This window comes from Billgrantia zhangzhouensis (assembly GCF_021404465.1).
GTDB classification, from domain to species: domain Bacteria; phylum Pseudomonadota; class Gammaproteobacteria; order Pseudomonadales; family Halomonadaceae; genus Halomonas; species Halomonas zhangzhouensis.
Window position 1 is genome coordinate 230911 of the sequence record NZ_JABFTT010000006.1, and the last position, 16673, is coordinate 247583.

The 16673-nt window shown below is 64.4% G+C and carries 18 protein-coding genes and 1 pseudogene; 11 read left to right on the plus strand and 8 right to left on the minus strand.

Annotation, left to right across the window (positions count from 1 at the left end):
- Positions 1-40: 40 nt before the first annotated feature.
- Positions 41-202, minus strand: a pseudogene (locus HOP51_RS20990) (glycosyltransferase); the annotation flags it as partial.
- 162 nt (positions 203-364) lie between these two features.
- On the opposite strand from HOP51_RS20990, the gene HOP51_RS10005 reads away from it, so the two are divergent.
- Positions 365-784, plus strand: coding sequence for a VOC family protein (locus HOP51_RS10005; RefSeq protein ID WP_234273766.1), 420 nt, complete (start codon positions 365-367; stop codon positions 782-784).
- On the opposite strand, the gene HOP51_RS10010 is transcribed toward HOP51_RS10005, so the two are convergent.
- Positions 760-1479, minus strand: a complete 720-nt coding sequence (locus HOP51_RS10010; RefSeq protein WP_234273767.1) for an ArsR/SmtB family transcription factor — start codon at positions 1477-1479, stop codon at positions 760-762. The two genes, HOP51_RS10005 and HOP51_RS10010, sit on opposite strands and share 25 nt — an antisense overlap.
- 88 nt (positions 1480-1567) lie before the next feature.
- On the opposite strand from HOP51_RS10010, the gene HOP51_RS10015 reads away from it, so the two are divergent.
- Together HOP51_RS10015 and HOP51_RS10020 are read left to right on the plus strand one after the other, a co-directional pair.
- A complete protein-coding gene (locus tag HOP51_RS10015; RefSeq protein WP_234273768.1) occupies positions 1568-2764 on the plus strand; it encodes a cytochrome P450 in 1197 nt (398 codons plus the stop codon).
- Positions 2765-2777: 13 nt separating this feature from the next.
- Positions 2778-3140, plus strand: coding sequence for an antibiotic biosynthesis monooxygenase family protein (locus HOP51_RS10020; protein ID WP_234273769.1), 363 nt, complete (start codon positions 2778-2780; stop codon positions 3138-3140).
- Positions 3141-3226: 86 nt separating this feature from the next.
- Here HOP51_RS10020 and HOP51_RS10025 read toward each other — a convergent pair whose 3' ends face one another.
- Positions 3227-3934, minus strand: a complete 708-nt coding sequence (locus HOP51_RS10025) for a glutathione S-transferase family protein (protein ID WP_234273770.1) — start codon at positions 3932-3934, stop codon at positions 3227-3229.
- 126 nt (positions 3935-4060) lie between these two features.
- On the opposite strand from HOP51_RS10025, the gene HOP51_RS10030 reads away from it, so the two are divergent.
- The 4 genes from HOP51_RS10030 to sigJ all read left to right on the plus strand — a co-directional run bounded on the left by HOP51_RS10030 (position 4061) and on the right by sigJ (position 6980).
- Positions 4061-5020 carry a helix-turn-helix transcriptional regulator gene (locus tag HOP51_RS10030; RefSeq protein WP_234273771.1) on the plus strand — a complete coding sequence of 320 codons (960 nt, stop codon included), beginning with the start codon at positions 4061-4063 and terminating at the stop codon, positions 5018-5020.
- 81 nt (positions 5021-5101) lie between these two features.
- Positions 5102-5539, plus strand: coding sequence for a VOC family protein (locus tag HOP51_RS10035; RefSeq protein ID WP_234273772.1), 438 nt, complete (start codon positions 5102-5104; stop codon positions 5537-5539).
- 221 nt (positions 5540-5760) lie between these two features.
- On the plus strand, positions 5761-6093 hold the full coding sequence (locus tag HOP51_RS10040; protein WP_234273773.1) for a putative quinol monooxygenase: 333 nt from the start codon (positions 5761-5763) through the stop codon (positions 6091-6093).
- Positions 6093-6980, plus strand: coding sequence for an RNA polymerase sigma factor SigJ (gene sigJ, locus HOP51_RS10045; RefSeq protein WP_234273774.1), 888 nt, complete (start codon positions 6093-6095; stop codon positions 6978-6980). Before HOP51_RS10040 ends, sigJ begins: the two co-directional genes overlap by 1 nt.
- Here sigJ and gcvA read toward each other — a convergent pair.
- Positions 6975-7892 (minus strand): transcriptional regulator GcvA, encoded by a 918-nt coding sequence (gene gcvA / locus HOP51_RS10050; RefSeq protein ID WP_234273775.1) that lies wholly within the window; start codon positions 7890-7892, stop codon positions 6975-6977. The two genes, sigJ and gcvA, sit on opposite strands and share 6 nt — an antisense overlap.
- Before the next feature lie 140 nt (positions 7893-8032).
- Between gcvA and HOP51_RS10055 the strand changes: the two genes are divergently transcribed.
- Together HOP51_RS10055 and HOP51_RS10060 are read left to right on the plus strand one after the other, a co-directional pair.
- Positions 8033-8752, plus strand: a complete 720-nt coding sequence (locus tag HOP51_RS10055) for an FMN-dependent NADH-azoreductase (RefSeq protein WP_234273776.1) — start codon at positions 8033-8035, stop codon at positions 8750-8752.
- A 119-nt stretch (positions 8753-8871) separates the two neighbouring features.
- Positions 8872-9318 (plus strand): GNAT family N-acetyltransferase, encoded by a 447-nt coding sequence (locus HOP51_RS10060; RefSeq protein ID WP_234273777.1) that lies wholly within the window; start codon positions 8872-8874, stop codon positions 9316-9318.
- Between the two features lie 4 nt (positions 9319-9322).
- Here the strand turns inward: HOP51_RS10060 and arsH are convergent, their stop codons facing one another.
- The 4 genes from arsH to HOP51_RS10080 are packed head-to-tail and all read right to left on the minus strand — an operon-like array spanning position 9323 to position 12374.
- Positions 9323-10069 carry an arsenical resistance protein ArsH gene (arsH, locus tag HOP51_RS10065; protein ID WP_234273778.1) on the minus strand — a complete coding sequence of 249 codons (747 nt, stop codon included), beginning with the start codon at positions 10067-10069 and terminating at the stop codon, positions 9323-9325.
- A complete protein-coding gene (locus HOP51_RS10070) occupies positions 10066-11229 on the minus strand; it encodes an MFS transporter (protein WP_234273779.1) in 1164 nt (387 codons plus the stop codon). The genes arsH and HOP51_RS10070 overlap by 4 nt, the downstream gene beginning before the upstream one ends.
- A gap of 49 nt (positions 11230-11278) precedes the next feature.
- Positions 11279-11698 (minus strand): PadR family transcriptional regulator, encoded by a 420-nt coding sequence (locus HOP51_RS10075; protein ID WP_159549620.1) that lies wholly within the window; start codon positions 11696-11698, stop codon positions 11279-11281.
- Positions 11699-11729: 31 nt separating this feature from the next.
- Positions 11730-12374 (minus strand): TetR/AcrR family transcriptional regulator C-terminal domain-containing protein, encoded by a 645-nt coding sequence (locus HOP51_RS10080; protein WP_234273780.1) that lies wholly within the window; start codon positions 12372-12374, stop codon positions 11730-11732.
- Between the two features lie 209 nt (positions 12375-12583).
- Here HOP51_RS10080 and HOP51_RS10085 point away from each other — a divergent pair, with 209 nt between their 5' ends.
- Together HOP51_RS10085 and HOP51_RS10090 are read left to right on the plus strand one after the other, a co-directional pair.
- The gene (locus HOP51_RS10085; RefSeq protein ID WP_159549614.1) at positions 12584-13609 is read left to right on the plus strand and encodes an efflux RND transporter periplasmic adaptor subunit; all 1026 of its coding nucleotides are present in this window, start codon (positions 12584-12586) and stop codon (positions 13607-13609) included.
- Positions 13610-13618: 9 nt separating this feature from the next.
- A complete protein-coding gene (locus HOP51_RS10090; protein ID WP_234273781.1) occupies positions 13619-16666 on the plus strand; it encodes an efflux RND transporter permease subunit in 3048 nt (1015 codons plus the stop codon).
- Positions 16667-16673: the final 7 nt, after the last annotated feature.

Genomic DNA, 16673 nt, shown 5'->3' on the forward strand with positions numbered 1-16673 from the left:
TCGACGAACTTGTCGCCCATGAACGCCACGACCTGCCGAAGGGCACGAGGGACACCCCAGCACGGTCCAGCAGTAGCCTGAACTCTTCGTCCGGCGGCGCACAAAGCCGTACCTCTACTCCGAGTGCCTGAAGCTCCACCGCCAAGGCCACCATGGGCTCGACATCCCCACGCGAACCGTAGGTCGCTAGTAAAATCCGCATCTTGCTCCTCTTTTCCTAGGCACAGGCCTAGGACAGAGTATATATGACAAGAATGGAGCGCGCCGCAGGCTTACCTTGTTGCTACCTTGCAAACGCAGTAAGCACCGACTTATCGGTAGCGCCTACCATCTAAATGACTGGAATGGCATGGCAGGAGACAGCATGGATTTTCTCGTCAACCTGGACGTGGACGATTTGGAGCGCGGCATCGACTTCTATGTCCACGCCTTTGGCCTCGAAGTCGGTCGCCGTTTCGGCGATGACGGTGTCGAGCTGATCGGCGGCCCGGCACCGATCTATCTCTTGGCCAAGACCACCGGATCGCCGGCTTACGCCGCGGGGGAGCCCGAGCCCGGAGCGCAGCGCCACTACACGCGCCACTGGACGCCGGTGCATCTGGACGTGGTGGTGGAGGATATCGACGCCGCAGTGGAACGGGCCATCGCCGCTGGAGCCACCCCGGAGCAGCCCATCGTCACCGATCGCTGGGGCAAGCTGGCGTTGATGGCCGACCCTTTCGGTCATGGCTTCTGCTTCGTGCAGTTCCTGAATCGCGGCTACGACGAGATCGCGACCGCTTGATCGTTCTCCGGCGAGTCGATCACGAACCCGAACTCGCGCGCCAGGGCTCGATGCCCCAGCTCACTGATGCTCACCACCCGCGAGTGCTTCTGCCGGCCGATCCAGCCGAGTTCCAACATGCGCTCGGCCATGGCGGCCCCCAGCGCACCACCGAGATGATCGCGCCGCTCGCTCCAGTCGAGACAGGGATAGGCAAAACGCCGACGACGCCTGCGTAGGGAAGCGACATCGATGCCGAAGTCGTCAAACCAGGCCTTGCCTCGCTCCGTCACCTCCATGGCCTCGCCATTTTTGATCAAGTACTCCCTTTCGAGCAGTACTGCCGTCAGCCGTGTGCCCAACTCCCCAGCCAAGTGGTCATAACAGAATCGCGCAGCCCCCAGAGCGCCGGCCGGTCGCCGGCACGGCGACACTACCTTCATCGGTTTGGCCACTACCATCAGCGCCTCGACGGCATGCGCCACCTCGGCTGTCGCCAGCCGGTAGTACTTGTGCCGCCCTTGTGCCGCCGACTCGATCAGTCCATCGCGCTGAAGCCGCTTGAGATGCTCCGTCGCCGTACCCGGCTGTACGCCGCAGCCATAGGCCAGCTCCTTGGCGGTCAATGCACGCCCCTCCATCAGCAAGGCGAGCATGCCCATTCGGGTCGGATCGCCAATGGTGCGGGCTAGGCGTGACAGGTCCGGCTCAACCATCGTTAGCTCTCCACCTAACTGTTTATGTCTGACAAGCATAGGCCAACGCAGCACAATCGAGCGAACAAACAACGGTCCGGAGCCACCCATGACTACGCCAGACAATCCACTGACGGCCGTCACGCATCATGACCCTTACCCCTATTACGCTAGGCTAATGGAGCAGCAGCCCCTCTACCGGGATAAAGAACTCGACCTGTGGGTCGCCTCGTCCGCCAAGGACGTTGCCGCCGTGCTGGAACATCACGGCTGTCGCGTGCGCCCAGCCAACGAGCCGGTACCAATGGCACTGCAGGGCACGCCGGTGGGCAAACTCTTCGGCAGTCTGGTCAGAATGACCGATGGCGAGTCGCACTGCCCGCTCAAGCAGGTCGTTACAGCGACGCTCGCCACGCTCGAAGAGGACCACATAACAAACTTGAGCAGGGGCTGCGCGTCCTATCTGCTCGAGGAAATCGCTCCTCTCGAGCCCGCTGGCCTGACCGAGTTCACCCTGCGCCTGCCCGCATACAGCGTCGCGGCCCTGCTGGGCTTCCAGTCCGATCAGTGGCCTGCGCTGGCGCGCTGGACGGGAGATCTGGCGCGTTGCATCGCACCTGGTGCCACATTCACCCAGATGGAGAGGGGCCAACACGCCGCACGCGAACTACAAGCAATGACAACACGGCTCCTCGAAACCCAGTACTCGGCACCGCTCAGCCTCCTGACACAGTTCACTGCCCAAGCCAGAGCGCAAGGCATCGGCAGTGCAGTGATCGCGGCCAACGTCATCGGCTTCCTGCTGCAGGCCTATGACGCCACGGCGGGGCTGATCGGCAATACACTGGTAGCGCTGGGGCGCGAGCCGCATCTTCCTCATCGAGTCCGCGATGAGCCAACGCTCCTGCCTGCCGTACTCAGGGAGGTGCTGCGCCACGACGCACCGATTCAGAACACGCGACGCTTCGTCGCTTACGACGAGGTCATCGCCGGCCAGCCGATGCAAGCAGGCGATACGATCCTGGTGCTGCTCGCTGCCGCCAACCGCGATCCTGCCCGTCATGCCGACCCCGAGCGATTCGATCCGGCCCGCCAGCCGCAGCACTGCTTTACCTTTGGCCTGGGGCGCCACGCATGCCCCGGCGAAACGCTTGCCTTGGCCATCGCCAGGGCGGGTGTGGCAGAGCTGCTGCGCTCGGGTGTCTCGCTCGGGGCGCTGGCCGGCGAGGTGACGTATCGCGAATCGCTCAATGCCCGCATCCCGCTGTTTCGCTCTTCCTATGCAACGCCATCCTCAACTGCCTGAAGCAGGAGCTCATATGATCGCCGTTATCTTCGAAGTCATTCCCAAGTCCAACCGTCGCGACCAGTACCTCGACATCGCCGCCAGCCTGCGTCCGCTGCTCGATGAAATCGACGGATTCATCTCCATCGAACGCTTCGAGAGCCTCACCCAGCCGGGCAAGATCCTCTCGCTCTCCTTCTGGCGCGACGAGCAGGCCGTCGCTCAGTGGCGCCAGCTCGAGCGCCACCGCGCGGCTCAGGCACAGGGCCGCGATGTCGTCTTCGACGACTATCGCCTGCGTGTGGCCACGGTCATGCGAGACTACGGCATGCACGAACGCGAGCAGGCGCCTGCCGATAGCCGCGAGTGCCATGACTCTTCCTCTGCTTCCGGATAAAAGGACATCGCCCCGGTAAGTCCTTACTTACCGGGGCGGGTCCATATTCCTGGCGAGGCAGCCCGATCACCTCAACCCTGACCCAACTAGGCAACCAATCGCGACTCCAATTCACGCAAGCTCACGTGCCCCTTGAAGTGGCCCTGCCCCACTGGCTGCTCGCCGCGCTCAATAGCCTCGGCGAAGCGCACGTCTGGGTCGTCCTTGAGTTTCGCCAGATGCCGCGCCAGGTTGGGATACTCCTGCTTCAGGTCGAACAGGCGATGGTACTCGGCCCAGCGGGCGATACCGACGAAGTAAGCATCCGCCATGCTGCGCTCGTCACCTAGCAGCCATGCCCGCTCTGCAAGCAGTTTATCCAGATAAGCGCAGCTCTCTGCCACAGACTCGCGGCCCAGCCGGCGCAGCATTCCCTGCTCCACACCTCTCATTCCTTGCGTGTCATAAAGGGTCCAGAGTGGGCCGAAGGCGGCGAAGAAGTCCGTGTTTAGGTAGGCCAACATCTGGTTGAGGCGGTCGAATTCCCGACTGCCCTGCACGAAACCCAGCCGAGTTTCGAGGTCGCGTGCCGCCAAATGCTGCAGAATCGCCTGGCTCTCGGTAAGAGGCTCACCGTCTTCGAGTAGCAGCGCCGGTGTTTTGAAAAGAGGATTGATCTTGGCATAAAGCGCATCCCAGGGGTGCTCCAGCATCTCGATGCGGCACAGGCGATAGGGCTTGCCCAGCCACTCGAGCGCTACGATAGAGCCGAACGAACAACCTTGCGGTACGCCATAGAAGAGAACGGGTTCCATTGTCTTGCTCCGTGTTAAGTGAAAAAAGTGAGTGAGAAAAGCCAGCGCCCTCTGCGCTTGGCCTTGTCAGCAAGGTAATGGCTAAATAGGGCGAATCATGTCCTATTGAAAACAGGAATGTTCAGTGTGGCCAATCCCACCGTTCGCGTGCTGACACTGCTCGAGTTGCTGCAGGCCCACCGTCACATGAGCGGCCGGGAGCTGGCCGAACGGCTGGGCGTCGACCGCCGTACGCTTAGGCGGTACATCCATGCGCTGGAAGAGCTCGGTATTCCCGTCACCACCGAGCGGGGACGGCACGGCGGCTACCGCCTGATGCCGGGCTTCAAGCTGCCACCGCTGATGTTCAACAGCGAAGAAGCGTTGGCCGTTTCGCTGGGCCTGCTCGCCGCCCAAGGGCTGGGCATTGCCGAAACGGCCCCGGCGCTGGAAACCGCACGCGCCAAGCTGGAGCGAGTCATGCCCGCCAAGTTGAAGCAACAGGCGCAGGCACTGAGCGAGAACGCCCGACTGGAATTGCCCTCGGCAAGGGCGCCGGGCGACGAGCGCCTGCTGCTATTGTTCGCCACCGCCACCCAGGCCCGCCAGCGGGTCCGGCTCGACTACCGGGACGACCGCAACCAAGCCACCCGGCGCGTGCTCAACCCCTACGGCTTGGTCTTCCGCGGCGGGCGCTGGTACGTCAGCGGCTGGTGCCATTTGCGCCGCGACCTGCGCAGCTTCCGCCTCGATCGCATCATTGAGGCCACACCGCTCGAGGCCAGCTTCGATAGGCCGGCCGACTTCGACCCGGCCGAGCATCTGGCCCGCAGCATCGCCAGCCTGCCTCGCGCCATTGCCGTCAGCGTGCGCTTGCACACCGATCTCGCTCATGCCGTCGAAGAGCTGGGTCGCCATATCGGCATGTTCACTCCCGACGGCAGCGCCGTGCTGCTGCACGCCCGCACCGACAGCCTGAGCTGGTTCGCTCGCCAGCTCGCCCATCAGCCGTTCGACTTCGAAATCCTCGCCCCATCCGGGCTTTGCGACGCTCTTGCCCAGCAGGCCGCTCGCCTCCAGCGCCTGGCCATGCCAACTGGCTGTTAGAAAACGAGCGTGCCTGTCGAAAGCGACTATGTTGAATCGATGTAGGGAGGTAGCAACAATGACAACCCTTGGAGACCCACCATGCAACTTTCCACCTACCTGATCTTCGACGGCAACTGCCGCGAGGCCTTCGAGTTCTATCAGCGCTGCTTCGACGCCAAGCTCGAGGCCGTGTCCACCTACGCCGAAATGCCCGCCAGTGAAGGCATGGAAATACCCGAGGAAGCCCGCGACCTGATCATGCACGCCCGCCTGCGCATCGGCGATCAACTGCTGATGGCATCAGATAATTCCCCCGGTTGCCCCGCGCCCTACGAAGGCATCAAGGGCGCCAGCATCGCGGTGGGAGTCGACTCCGTTGAGCAGGCCGAAAAGCTCTTCAATGCGCTGGCCGACAACGGCACCGTCCAGATGCCGCTAGAGGAAACCTTCTGGGCGCACCGCTTCGGTATGCTGGTGGATCGGTTCGGCGTTGCCTGGATGCTCAACTACGAGAAGGAAGAACAGGCCGCCGCCTAGCGCAGCACTCTTTCCTCTCTCAGCCGCCCGGCCAACAAGTCGCTGAAGGTACGCACCTTGGCCGCCGGGCGGCGCCCTCGCTTCACGATAACCACGAGTGATCTCGCTACCAATTAAGCGCATCGCCTGACCAAGCGATGTCACATAATGCCCTCCTGAATCGTCATGTCAGTGACGGCCACTCGGCCTTCATCTTCACCCCAGCGATTCAGGAGCCATGCATGCACCAGAGCATGCTTTTCATCAAGCACAAGGCACTGCCCGGCAAGCGCGAAGAGGTACGGCGCGTGTGGGAGACTCACCTGATGCCGAGCATCCAGGAGCGCCAGGTCCACGACGCCTACTTCTACTGCTACGATGGTGGCGACCCCAACACGATCCGTGTCTTCCAGCGCTACGCCGATGGTGCGGATGCACAGGCCTTCATGCAGGGGCCGGCATACGAAGCCTATGTCGCTGCGGTAACGCCCCTGCTGGCTCATCCGCCCGAGATTCATGCTGCCACCGTGGCCTGGGCCAAGGACAAGGCGGCTCCGGTTTCCGAGACAGCCTGATGCCTTCCGCCGATTTGCTTCACTTCGACCTGCATAGCTTCGAAGAGGCCCGCCCCATGCTGCTGGGGCTGGCTTATCGCATCCTCGGCTCGCGCGCCGACGCCGAGGATGCGGTGCAGGACACCTTTCTCAAGTGGCAGGCAGCGGATCGTGAGGCAATCGATACGCCCCACGCCTGGCTGACCACGACCTGCACTCGGCGCTGCCTCGATCTGCTGAGCAATGCCCACCGGGCCCGGGTCGAGTACGTCGGCGCCTGGCTGCCAGAGCCCATCCCGACCGCAGCGGTATCCGATGCGGAACGCAGCATGCAGCTGGCCGACTCTCTTTCCACCGCCTTTCTGCTGCTGCTGGAACGCCTGTCGCCCAAGGAGCGGGCCGCCTACCTGCTGCATGAGATCTTCGACACGCCCTACACCGAGATCGCCGCCATGCTCGAGATCAAGGAGCCGGCCTGCCGCAAGCTGGTGTCCCGGGCACGAAGCAACCTCCAAACCGCCGAGGAACGGCACACCCCACCGCGGGAACGCCAGCAGGCACTACTGGAGGCCTTCCGACTCGCCATCACCGAAGGCGCCACGGCACGGCTCGCGAACCTGCTCTCGGCCGAGGTCCGCCTCAGCGCCGACGGCGGCGGCAAGGTGCCCACCCTGCTCGAGCCGCTGCACGGCAAGTCGGCTGTACTCGACTTCCTGGCCAGCCGGTTGAGCCAGTACTGGACCGACTATGAGTGGCGTGAAGCCGACATCAACGGGGGCTGTGGCTTCGTGATGCGCAGAGAGGAAAATGTCGTCGCGACGGTGACATTCGGCTACGACCGCTCAGGCCAGGCTAGAGATATCTTCATCGTGCGTAATCCCGACAAGCTGGCACGGCTGACGTCATGACTGGCCGACTACCGCACGGCAGCCGCTCTCTCTGGCTTGGGTATCCAGCAACCCGATGATCCACTCGCGCACGGCGGCGATGGCCGGCTCCTCGAGCCTCTCAGGCGGGTAGACGAGCTGGAAGGGCGCGGCCTTTACCTCGGGGCCGAATGGCTGCACCAGGCGCCCCTGCCGCAGCTCCTCCTCAATCAGATACCGGCTCATCAGGGCTATGCCCTGGCCGTCCAGGGCAGCGGCAATGCCATGGGTCTCGTCAGAGAACATCAGTCCGGCGCTGACGTCGAGCCCCGGCACTTGGACCTGGCGCTGCCAAGCCACCCAGTCCAACGGTGCGGGCGAAGAGAAGTGGAGCAGCGTATGGCGCACCAGTTCGGCCGGTTCACGCAGCTCCAGCACGGGGCTGCAGACGGGTACGAAGACATTGTCGAACAGCTTCTCGGCGACCAGCCCGGGCCAAGGCCCCTCGCCATAGCGAATCGCCATGTCGGCAACGACACCATCCAGGGCGACCGCTTGGTGGGAGACCTGAATGCTCAGGTCGATCTGCGGGTGAGCATCGCGCAGCAGGCAGACCCAGGGCAGCAGCCAGCGTGCAGCGACAGCCGGCGTGGTCGAGAGCGTCACGGCCTGGCGCGACGGCGGCTGGCGCAGCTTGGTTACCGTCTCGGCGATGGCATCGAAGGAGTCGCTCAGCACGCCAAGTAGTGTCTGCCCCTGCGCCGTCAGTACCAGCTGCCGCGGCCGACGCACGAACAGGGCCACGCCCAGGCTCTCCTCGAGCTGGCGTATCTGATGGCTGATCGCCGTCGGGGTGACCGAGAGTTCCTCGGCGGCGCGCTTGGCACTGAGGTGACGCGCCGCCGCCTCGAAGGCGCGCAGGGCGGAAAGAGAGGGGAGTCGTCGCGGCATCATGGCTGAATTTTATTTTCCGAAATCGAAAAAGAATCGTCGCTTGTCGCCCTACCTGGCCTCAGGCTTATATAAAACGAGCCACAAGCAAGACTGAGAACAATTCATTCAATAGATCCTACACCCAGTGACGGAGAAAACCCATGACGCGTTTACTTCACCTCGATGCCAGCCCACGCCCCGGCCGTGCCGGCACCCACGACCACGGCTCACATACCCGCCGGCTGACCCATCACTTCGTTTCCCGCTGGCGCACTCTGGAGCCGGATGCCGAGATCGTCTATCGCGATATCGGCGCCAACCCGCCACAGCTTACCAGCGTCGAATGGATCGAAGCGGCCTTCACGGTCACTGAAAATCGCAGCGAATCCATGCAGGCAGTACTCGCCGAGAGCGACACGCTGACAAGCGAAGTCGAGCGGGCCGATATCCTGGTGCTCGGCGTGCCGATGTACAACTTCGGCCCGCCGGCCACCTTCAAGGCCTGGATCGACAACATCATTCGCCTGGGCCGCACCGTCGACTACGATCCGAAATATGGTCATCACCCCCATCTGCCGCTGGAGTACTACCTGCCGCTACTGGCCGACCGGTCGCACCACGCGGTGCTGCTCTCCTCCCGCGGCGACCACGGCTTCGACCCGGGCGGCCGCCTGGCCGCACTTAATCATATGGAGCCCAGCGTACGCACCGCCCTGCAGTTCATCGGCATCACTGGCTTTCATAGTATTGCCATTGAACATCAGGAAGAGGGCGGCGAGGCGCTGGCGGCCTCGACCACAAGCGCCCTGGAGCGCATAGACCGGCTGGTCGAGCAATTGCACAGTGAAGTTTCGGCCAAGCGCCAGCCGCAGCCGGCCTAATAGCGCCCTTCGATGGCCGAACACCGGGGCGCTTGGCGCCCCGGCCTCGTCCCTGTAGCCTCAGCAGTCGGCGCGTCGTCACACGGCCACTACCTGATAAGTATCGCAGGAACATCAACATGCTGATCAAACGCGTGCCCGGCACCGAGGCACCTTTCGACCTCCTGCTAGAAGCCGATCCCTCGCTAGACACCATCAAACACTACCTCGAACGCTCGATCTGCCATGTCGCGATAGTCGAGGGGGAGACCGTGGGCACCTATGTCATCCAGCCCCTCGGCGATGACGTTCATGAGCTGATGAATATTGCCGTCGCCCCGGCGCATCAGCGCAAGGGCATCGGCGCACGGCTACTGGATCACGCCATCGCAACGGTTCGGGAGGCAGGGGCACGGCGCCTTGAACTTGGCACCGGCACCTTCGGTTATCAGCTCACCTACTACCAGCGTGCGGGGTTCCGGGTCGTCGCCGTGGAGCGAGACTACTTCCTGGCCCACTACGACGAACCGATCTACGAGAACGGCATTCAGCACAAGGACAGGCTGCGGTTGGCTCTCGAGTTTTGAGCTATCAAGAAGCCTGACTGATCGCTGCCTTGTCGGTCACCGGATCGGCTTTGGCACCGGCCGCTTCGCGGCGCTCCGAGTAACGGTCCACCAGCGTTTCGGCATGAGGCCTTAGCAGCAGGGTGAAGCGCACCAGTTCTTCCATCACGTCGGCGATGCGGTCGTAGAGCGGCGAGGGTCGCATGCGCCCGGCCTCGTCGAACTCCTGGTACGCCTTGGGCACGCTGGACTGGTTGGGAATGGTAAACATGCGCATCCAGCGCCCCAGCAGGCGCAGCGTGTTCACCGCATTGAACGACTGCGAGCCGCCGCTGACCTGCATCACCGCCAGGGTGCGCCCCTGGGTGGGCCGCACCGCTCCCATGCTCAGCGGCAGATGATCGATCTGGGTTTTCATCACGCCGGTGATCTGGCCGTGGCGCTCGGGGCTGCACCACACCTGCCCTTCGGACCACAGCGCCAGCTCGCGCAGCTCCCGCACCGCCGGGTGATCGTCGCCCGGCACCTGGTCCGGCAACGGCAGATCGGAAGGGTCGAAGATCCGCGTCTCGGCGCCGAAATAGCGCAGCAGACGCGCAGCCTCTTCCACCGCCAGGCGCGAATAGGAGCGTTCGCGCAGCGAGCCGTAGAGCAGCAGGATGCGTGGCGGATGGCCCAGCGGATCGGGCAAGCCCTGGCCGGGCTGCCGGAGAGCGAAGCGCTCGTCGAGGGCCGGTAGAACATCGGGGTCGTTGAGCGTGCGAAGCCTCATGTCGCCTCCTTCAGTGCGTGGGTTTGCAGGACGAGCAGCGCCACCAGGGCGGCAAGCCCCAGGGCCGAGGAGAACAGCAGCGCCTGGGTGCCGAAGCGCTCGATCAACAGGGCGAAGGCCAGCGGCGCCAGCGCCTGGCCGAAGCGTGCCGGTACCATCAGCACGCCCTGGCGCAGGCCATAGCCGTGCGGGCCGAAAATGGCCAGCGGCAACGTGCCCTTGGCGATGGTGAGAATGCCGTTGCCGGCGCCGTGCAGCAGCACGAACAGCGTGGCCAGCGGTGCCCCCAGCGTCATCACGCCGAGCGCGCCAATGGGATGCGCCACCACCGCCAGCTTGGCCGAGAGCAATGGATGAAAGCGCTGCAGCAGCGAGAACTCGAGCAGTCGCGCCGCCACCTGGGCCGGCCCCACCAGCGCTGCGGCGGCGATGGCAGCAGCAGGCGAGAGGCCGGCGATCTGCAGCAGCCACGGCAAGTGTGCCGCCATGGCGGTACTGACGAACCAAGTCACGGCGAAGACGAAGGCCAGCAGCGCCATGGGCAGCCAGGTCGAATTCGCCTCGGCGACTGCCGTCTCGGCGTGAGGCGCGGGCGGCTGGATACCGAACGGAATCAGCAGCCGGTTGAGCGGCAGACCCAGCAGCAGATGCACCGCCGCCCAGGTGAAGCAGGCGTTCTGCCAGCCGAATTCGGCGTTGAGCCAGCCGGTGATCGGCCAGCACACGGTGCTGGCAAAGCCCGCCAGTAGCGTAATACCGGTAATGGGGCCACGCGCTTCTCGGCCATAGAGCCCCGCCAGGGTCGAGAAAGCCGATTCGTACAGCCCCATGCCCATGCCGACGCCGATCACCAGCCATCCCGCCCACAGCAGCTTGGCTCCATCCGCCAGACCCAGCAGCACCAGACCCAAGGCAAACACCAGGCTCGAGGCCGCCAGCACGTCGCGTCCGCCAAATCGGTCGATGCGCCGCCCCACCGACGGCCCTAGCACGGCCGATACCACCAACGCCGAGGAGAAGGCCGCGAATACCGTACCCGTGGCAAGGCCGAGGTCTCGCGCCATGGGCACGGCGAGGATGGCCGGAAGATAGTAGGTCGAGCCCCAGGCTAGCGTCTGGGAGACGCCCAGGGCGACGACCACACCGGTACGCGAGCTCATCGGCTACCTCGATCATCGAGGTATAGGGGCCTGAAAAAACGCTTCACGCTCATCCTTCCCGCTCCTCCCCTTTCACTGCCCCAGCGGCCATGCGACGGCTCTCGACGATGCAGTCCGTGGCCTCCAGCCAAGCATCCACCGCCACCTGAAAGGCGTCCCGCCCCTTCTCCGTCAGTGCGTAGACCTTACGCGAGCGCCCCTGCACCACCTCCGCAGTGGAGCTCAGGTAGCCGCCCGCTTCGAACTCGTTGAGCACCGGATAGACCGTGCCCTCCGAAGGGCTGCAACAACCGTTGGTGCTCTTCTCCACCGCCTGCACCACCTCGTAGCCGTGCATCGGCTTGCGGTGCAGCACGCTAAGCACGAAGAACTTCGACAGCGACATCTTGATCGTGCCGCGCCAGTAGGAAGGGTCGCTGTAGTCTGGGATCCGGCGACCAGCGGCCGCTTCGGATTTCGCTTTGGTCATGGTGGAAACCTATACCTCGATGATCGAGGCGTCAAGACAGATCGATTTCCTCTCGCCCCGTGCCGGCGGCCTGCTCACGCACTCCTGCCAGCATCATGGCGAGCCCGAATTCGAAGCGACCGTCGAAATCGAAGAAGCGTCGCGCCATCAGTTCCGTATCGAGATGGCGGAAGTCAGGACTTGCCAGCACCTCGCCGAGGGAAGCGGTAATGGTCGCCGTGGCCTCGCCGGGTTCGTCGGGCAGCCCCTGCTGCTCCAACGTTTCGCCGAGAATGAAAGAGAGCAGCGTAGTCATCGCCCAGAGCGCCCGGTCGCGGTCGAGCCCGGCTTTCACCAGCAGCTCCATCAGCGTTTCGGCGCCGCGCAAGGTGCTGTGCTTGGCGGAGTAGCTGCCACCCACGATACGCGCACCGTCACGATACCTCAGCAAGGTACGCCGTAGGCGCCGGACGAACTCGGCCAGATTGACATAGGCATCCTCGTCATCGAGCCCGCCCAGCGGAACGGCAGCCACGATGGCATCGGCCATTTCATCGAGCAATTGCTGCTTGTCGGCCACGTGACGGTAGATCACCGGCGCCTGCACGTCCATGGCATCGGCCAAGGCTCGCATCGTCAGTCCATCCAGGCCATCCCGGTTCACCAGTAACAGCGCCGCCTCGGCGATCTGCCGCACGCTCAGCTTCTCCTTCTTCCGCCGCCTACGCTTCGGCGCGCTGTCGTTTTCCGTCACGCAAACTCTCGCTTCGTGTCACTTGTCGCTTGACATATTAACAGCGTTAACAATACATTCAAGCCAGATCTATTAACGGCGTTAACAAAATGCTCCCGATGGCGTTTCAACTCCTACTCACACTGCCCAGATGGCCACGTATTCTGCTTTTCTTGTCGGTCGCGCTGGGTCTTACCGCCTGCACCGAGGGCGCCAGCACCGACAGCGAGGAGGTGATACGCCCGGTGCGGGTGGAAAACGCCATGTCGCTCCCTGCGCCGAGCCACCGTTTCGTTGCCCGTGTTGAAGCCGTCAGCACTGTCGATCTGGCCTTCCAGGTGGGCGGCCAACTCCTCGAGCAAGGCCCACGCGAAGGCGCCTTCGTACCACACGGCGAAACCTTGGCGATGCTTGATACCACCGACTTCGAACTGGCGCTGCGCCAGGTGGAGACGCGGCATGAGCAGGCCCGGCGGGAGTACGAGCGCCTGCGCCGGCTGCATACCCAGAACGCCGCCTCGACGGCGAGTTTCGAGCAGGCAGAGGCCGAATTTCATACCCAGACCGTGGCGCTCGAGCAGGCTCGCCGACAGCTCGCCTACGCCCGCCTCGAAGCTCCCTTCGACGCTCTGGTGACCCGCAGGCTGGCCGAACCTTTCGCCACCGTGGCCGCGAACACGCCGATATTGCGCGTGCAGGACATGAGCGAGCTTCGCCTGCGCTTTCATGTGCCCGAGCGGCTCAGCGCCCTCCTCGAGCACCCCGAGGCGTACCGAATGGAGGCCATCTTCGAGGCCGCTCCCGAACGGCGCTTCCCGGTCCGCTATCGGGAGCACCGCCCCCAGGCCGACCCGGTAGGGCAAAGCTATCCGGTCAGCGTAGCCCTGCCTCGTCCAGACTCGCTCGAGCTGTTGCCCGGCATGACCGCGAATCTCGTCGTCACTCGGCTCGACTCCGAGCCATCCGGCGTCACGGTACCGCTTGCGGCGCTGGACCCCGGCAACGATGGCGAGATGCGCGTCTGGCGGTTCGATCCCGAGTCGCAAACGGTAACGCCGCGCCCCGTTACCCTCGGCGCTGCATTGCCTGACCGTGTGACGGTGCTCGACGGCCTGGCGGCAGGCGAGCCGATCGTCACTTCCGGCACCCACCTGCTGCGCGACGGCATGCGGGTCAGGCCCCAAGCGCGCCTCGACTAGGACACGTTCATGGACATCGCCCGCACCGCCATCGACCGCCCCGTCCAGACCTGGCTGATCATTCTGGCCTGCTTGTTGGGGGGCCTGTGGGCAATGCTGACCCTGGGCCGGCTGGAAGATCCCTCGTTCACCCTCAAGACCGCCATCATCACCACACCCTACCCCGGGGCGAATGCCGAGCAGGTCGAACAGGAGGTCACCGAGAGGCTGGAATCGGCCATCCAGCAGCTGCCGGCCGTCGACTACGTTCGTTCGCGCTCACGCCCCGGCATCTCCGAGGTCGAGGTCGAAATCAAGCGCGCCTATCCCAGCCGCAACATGCCGCAGCTCTGGGACGAGCTGCGCCGCAAGATCGGCGATGCCCAGGCCAGCCTGCCCCCGGGCGCCGGCCCTTCCCTGGTCAACGACGACTTTGGCGACGTCTACGGTATCTACTACGCAATCACGGCGCCGGAACTGAGCGATGCGGAAATTCGCGATCTGTCGAGGTTCCTGCGTCGGGAGCTGCTGACGGTGAACGGCGTGGCCAAGGTCACCACCGCCGGCGAGCGCAGCGAGGCCTTGTACCTGGATCTCGACAGCGAGCGCCTGGCCAGCCTCGGCGTACCGCTGGAGCAGGTGATCGAAACCCTGCGCGCTGCCAGCGCCATCGCCGAGAGCGGTGCCATTACCCTGGATGAGCGCCGCCTGCGCATCGCCTTCTCCCAACAGTTGGCTAGCCCCGCTCACCTGGAGGAGCTGCGCATCGGTCGCCCCGGCACCACCGAGCAGATCCGCCTGGGCGATATCGCCACGATCCGGCGCAGCGCAACCGAGCTGCCCGACCACCTGATCCGCTTCAATGGAGAGCCCGCCTTCACGCTTGCCGTGGCCGGGGTGGCCGACGTCAACATCGTAGAGGTTGGCCAGGCGGTGGACGCCCGCTTGCACGAGCTACAGGAACGAATACCGCTGGGCGTCGAGCTCCATCCGATCTACGAGCAGCACCGGGTGGTCGACGATGCCATCGGCAGCTTTCTCGTCAACTTGGCGCTGGCCGTGGCGATCGTCATCGGCGTGCTGTGTCTGTTCATGGGCTGGCGGGCCGGCCTGGTGGTGGGTGCCACTCTGCTGCTGACGGTACTCGGTACGCTGCTGTTCATGCGCATGCTCGGCCTCGAGATGGAGCGCATCTCGCTGGGCGCGCTGATCATCGCCATGGGCATGCTGGTCGACAACGCCATCGTGGTGACCGAAGGCATGCTGGTCGGCATGCAGCGGGGAGCCAATGCCCGCGACGCCGCCAGCGACGCCGCCAAACGCACCCAGATACCGCTGCTCGGCGCCACGGTCATCGGCATCATGGCGTTTGCCGGCATCGGCCTCTCGCCCGACACCACCGGCGACCTGCTCTTCTCCCTGTTCGCGGTGATCGCCGTTTCGCTGCTGCTGAGTTGGGTACTGGCCATCACCGTCACGCCCCTGCTGGGGCACTATCTGCTGAGAACGGTGCACGAAGCCAAGACGCCCTACACGGGCAGGCTCTATCGAGGCTATCGCCGGCTGCTCGAGGGCGTGCTGCGCTGGCGCCTGCTTACACTGCTGAGCCTCATCCTGTTCACCGCCGGCTGCATCTTCGCCTTCGGTTTCGTCAAGCAGGCCTTCTTCCCCGCCTCGAATACGCCCATCTTCTTCCTGCACTACCAGCTGCCCCAAGGCACCGACATTCGCGCGACGGACCGTCACATGCAGGGTCTCGATGATTTTCTGCGCGCGCAGCCGGAAGTGCTGTCGGTAACGCAGTTCGTGGGGCGCGGCGCCAGTCGCTTCGTGCTCACCTATACACCGGAACGGCCCAGCTCCAGCTACGGTCTGTTCATGATCCGCACGGCCGAGCGCGACCAGATAGAACCGCTGGCAGCACGGCTGCGGCAGCGGCTCGACGTGCATCACCCCGATGCGCAGGCCAGGATCGAGCGCCTCATGTTCGGGCCCAACGTCGTCAGTATCGAAGCACGCTTCTCAGGGCCCGATCCGGTCATGCTGCGCTACCTGGGCGACCAGGCCAAGGCAATCATGGAGCGCGAGCCCTTGGTGACGGACATCGTCGACGACTGGCGCCAGCGCGAACTGGTGCTCGAGCCGGTATTCGACGAGGAGCGCGCTCGCATGGCGGGAGTTCAGCGCGACACGGCCATGCGCGCACTACAGTTCGCCACCACCGGTATTCAGGCTGCCCTCTATCGCGAAAATGATCGCCTGCTTCCCATCGTGCTGCGCCCACCCGAGCACGAGCGCCTGGACGTGACGCGCCTGCATGAGAGGCAGCTGGAAAGCGCCAATGGCAACGTACCTATCCCGCTGCGGCAGATCATCGAGCGTTTCGACACCACCAGTGAAGAGAGTGTCATCCGCCGCCGCGACCGCATGCGCACCCTGACGGTTCAGGCCAGTACGGTGAGTGGCGTTACCGCCAGCGAGGGCCTTTCACGCATTCGCGCGCCCATCGAAGCGATTCCCCTGCCCCTCGGTTACCGCCTGGAGTGGGGCGGCGAGTACGAGGCCTCCGGCCGCTCGCGGGCCTCGCTGCGTGCCCAGTTGCCGTTGGGTTTTCTCGCCATGCTGGTGATCAGCGTGCTGCTGTTCGGCAAGTGGCGCCAGCCGCTGATCCTGTGGCTGGTGGTACCCATGTCGATCTGCGGCGTGGTGATCGGGCTGCTGGCCAGCGGCATGCCGTTCACCTTCACGGCGCTGCTCGGGCTGCTCAGCCTCTCCGGCATGCTGATGAAGAACGGTATCGTGCTGCTCGACGAGATCGACGCCCAGATCCGCGAGGGCAAGCCCGGCTGCCCAGCCGTGGTGGAAGCCAGCGTCAGCCGTCTGCGGCCGGTGGTACTGGCTGCCGGCACCACCATCCTCGGCATGCTGCCCCTGCTCGGCGACGCCTTCTTCGCCAGCATGGCGGCGACGATCATGGGCGGGCTCGCCTTCGCCACGCTGCTCACCCTGGTCGCGGTACCGGTGCTCTACGCCCTGCTGTTCGGAATTCGGCCATCGCCAGGGCATGCTTCGCGATGAGAGTGTG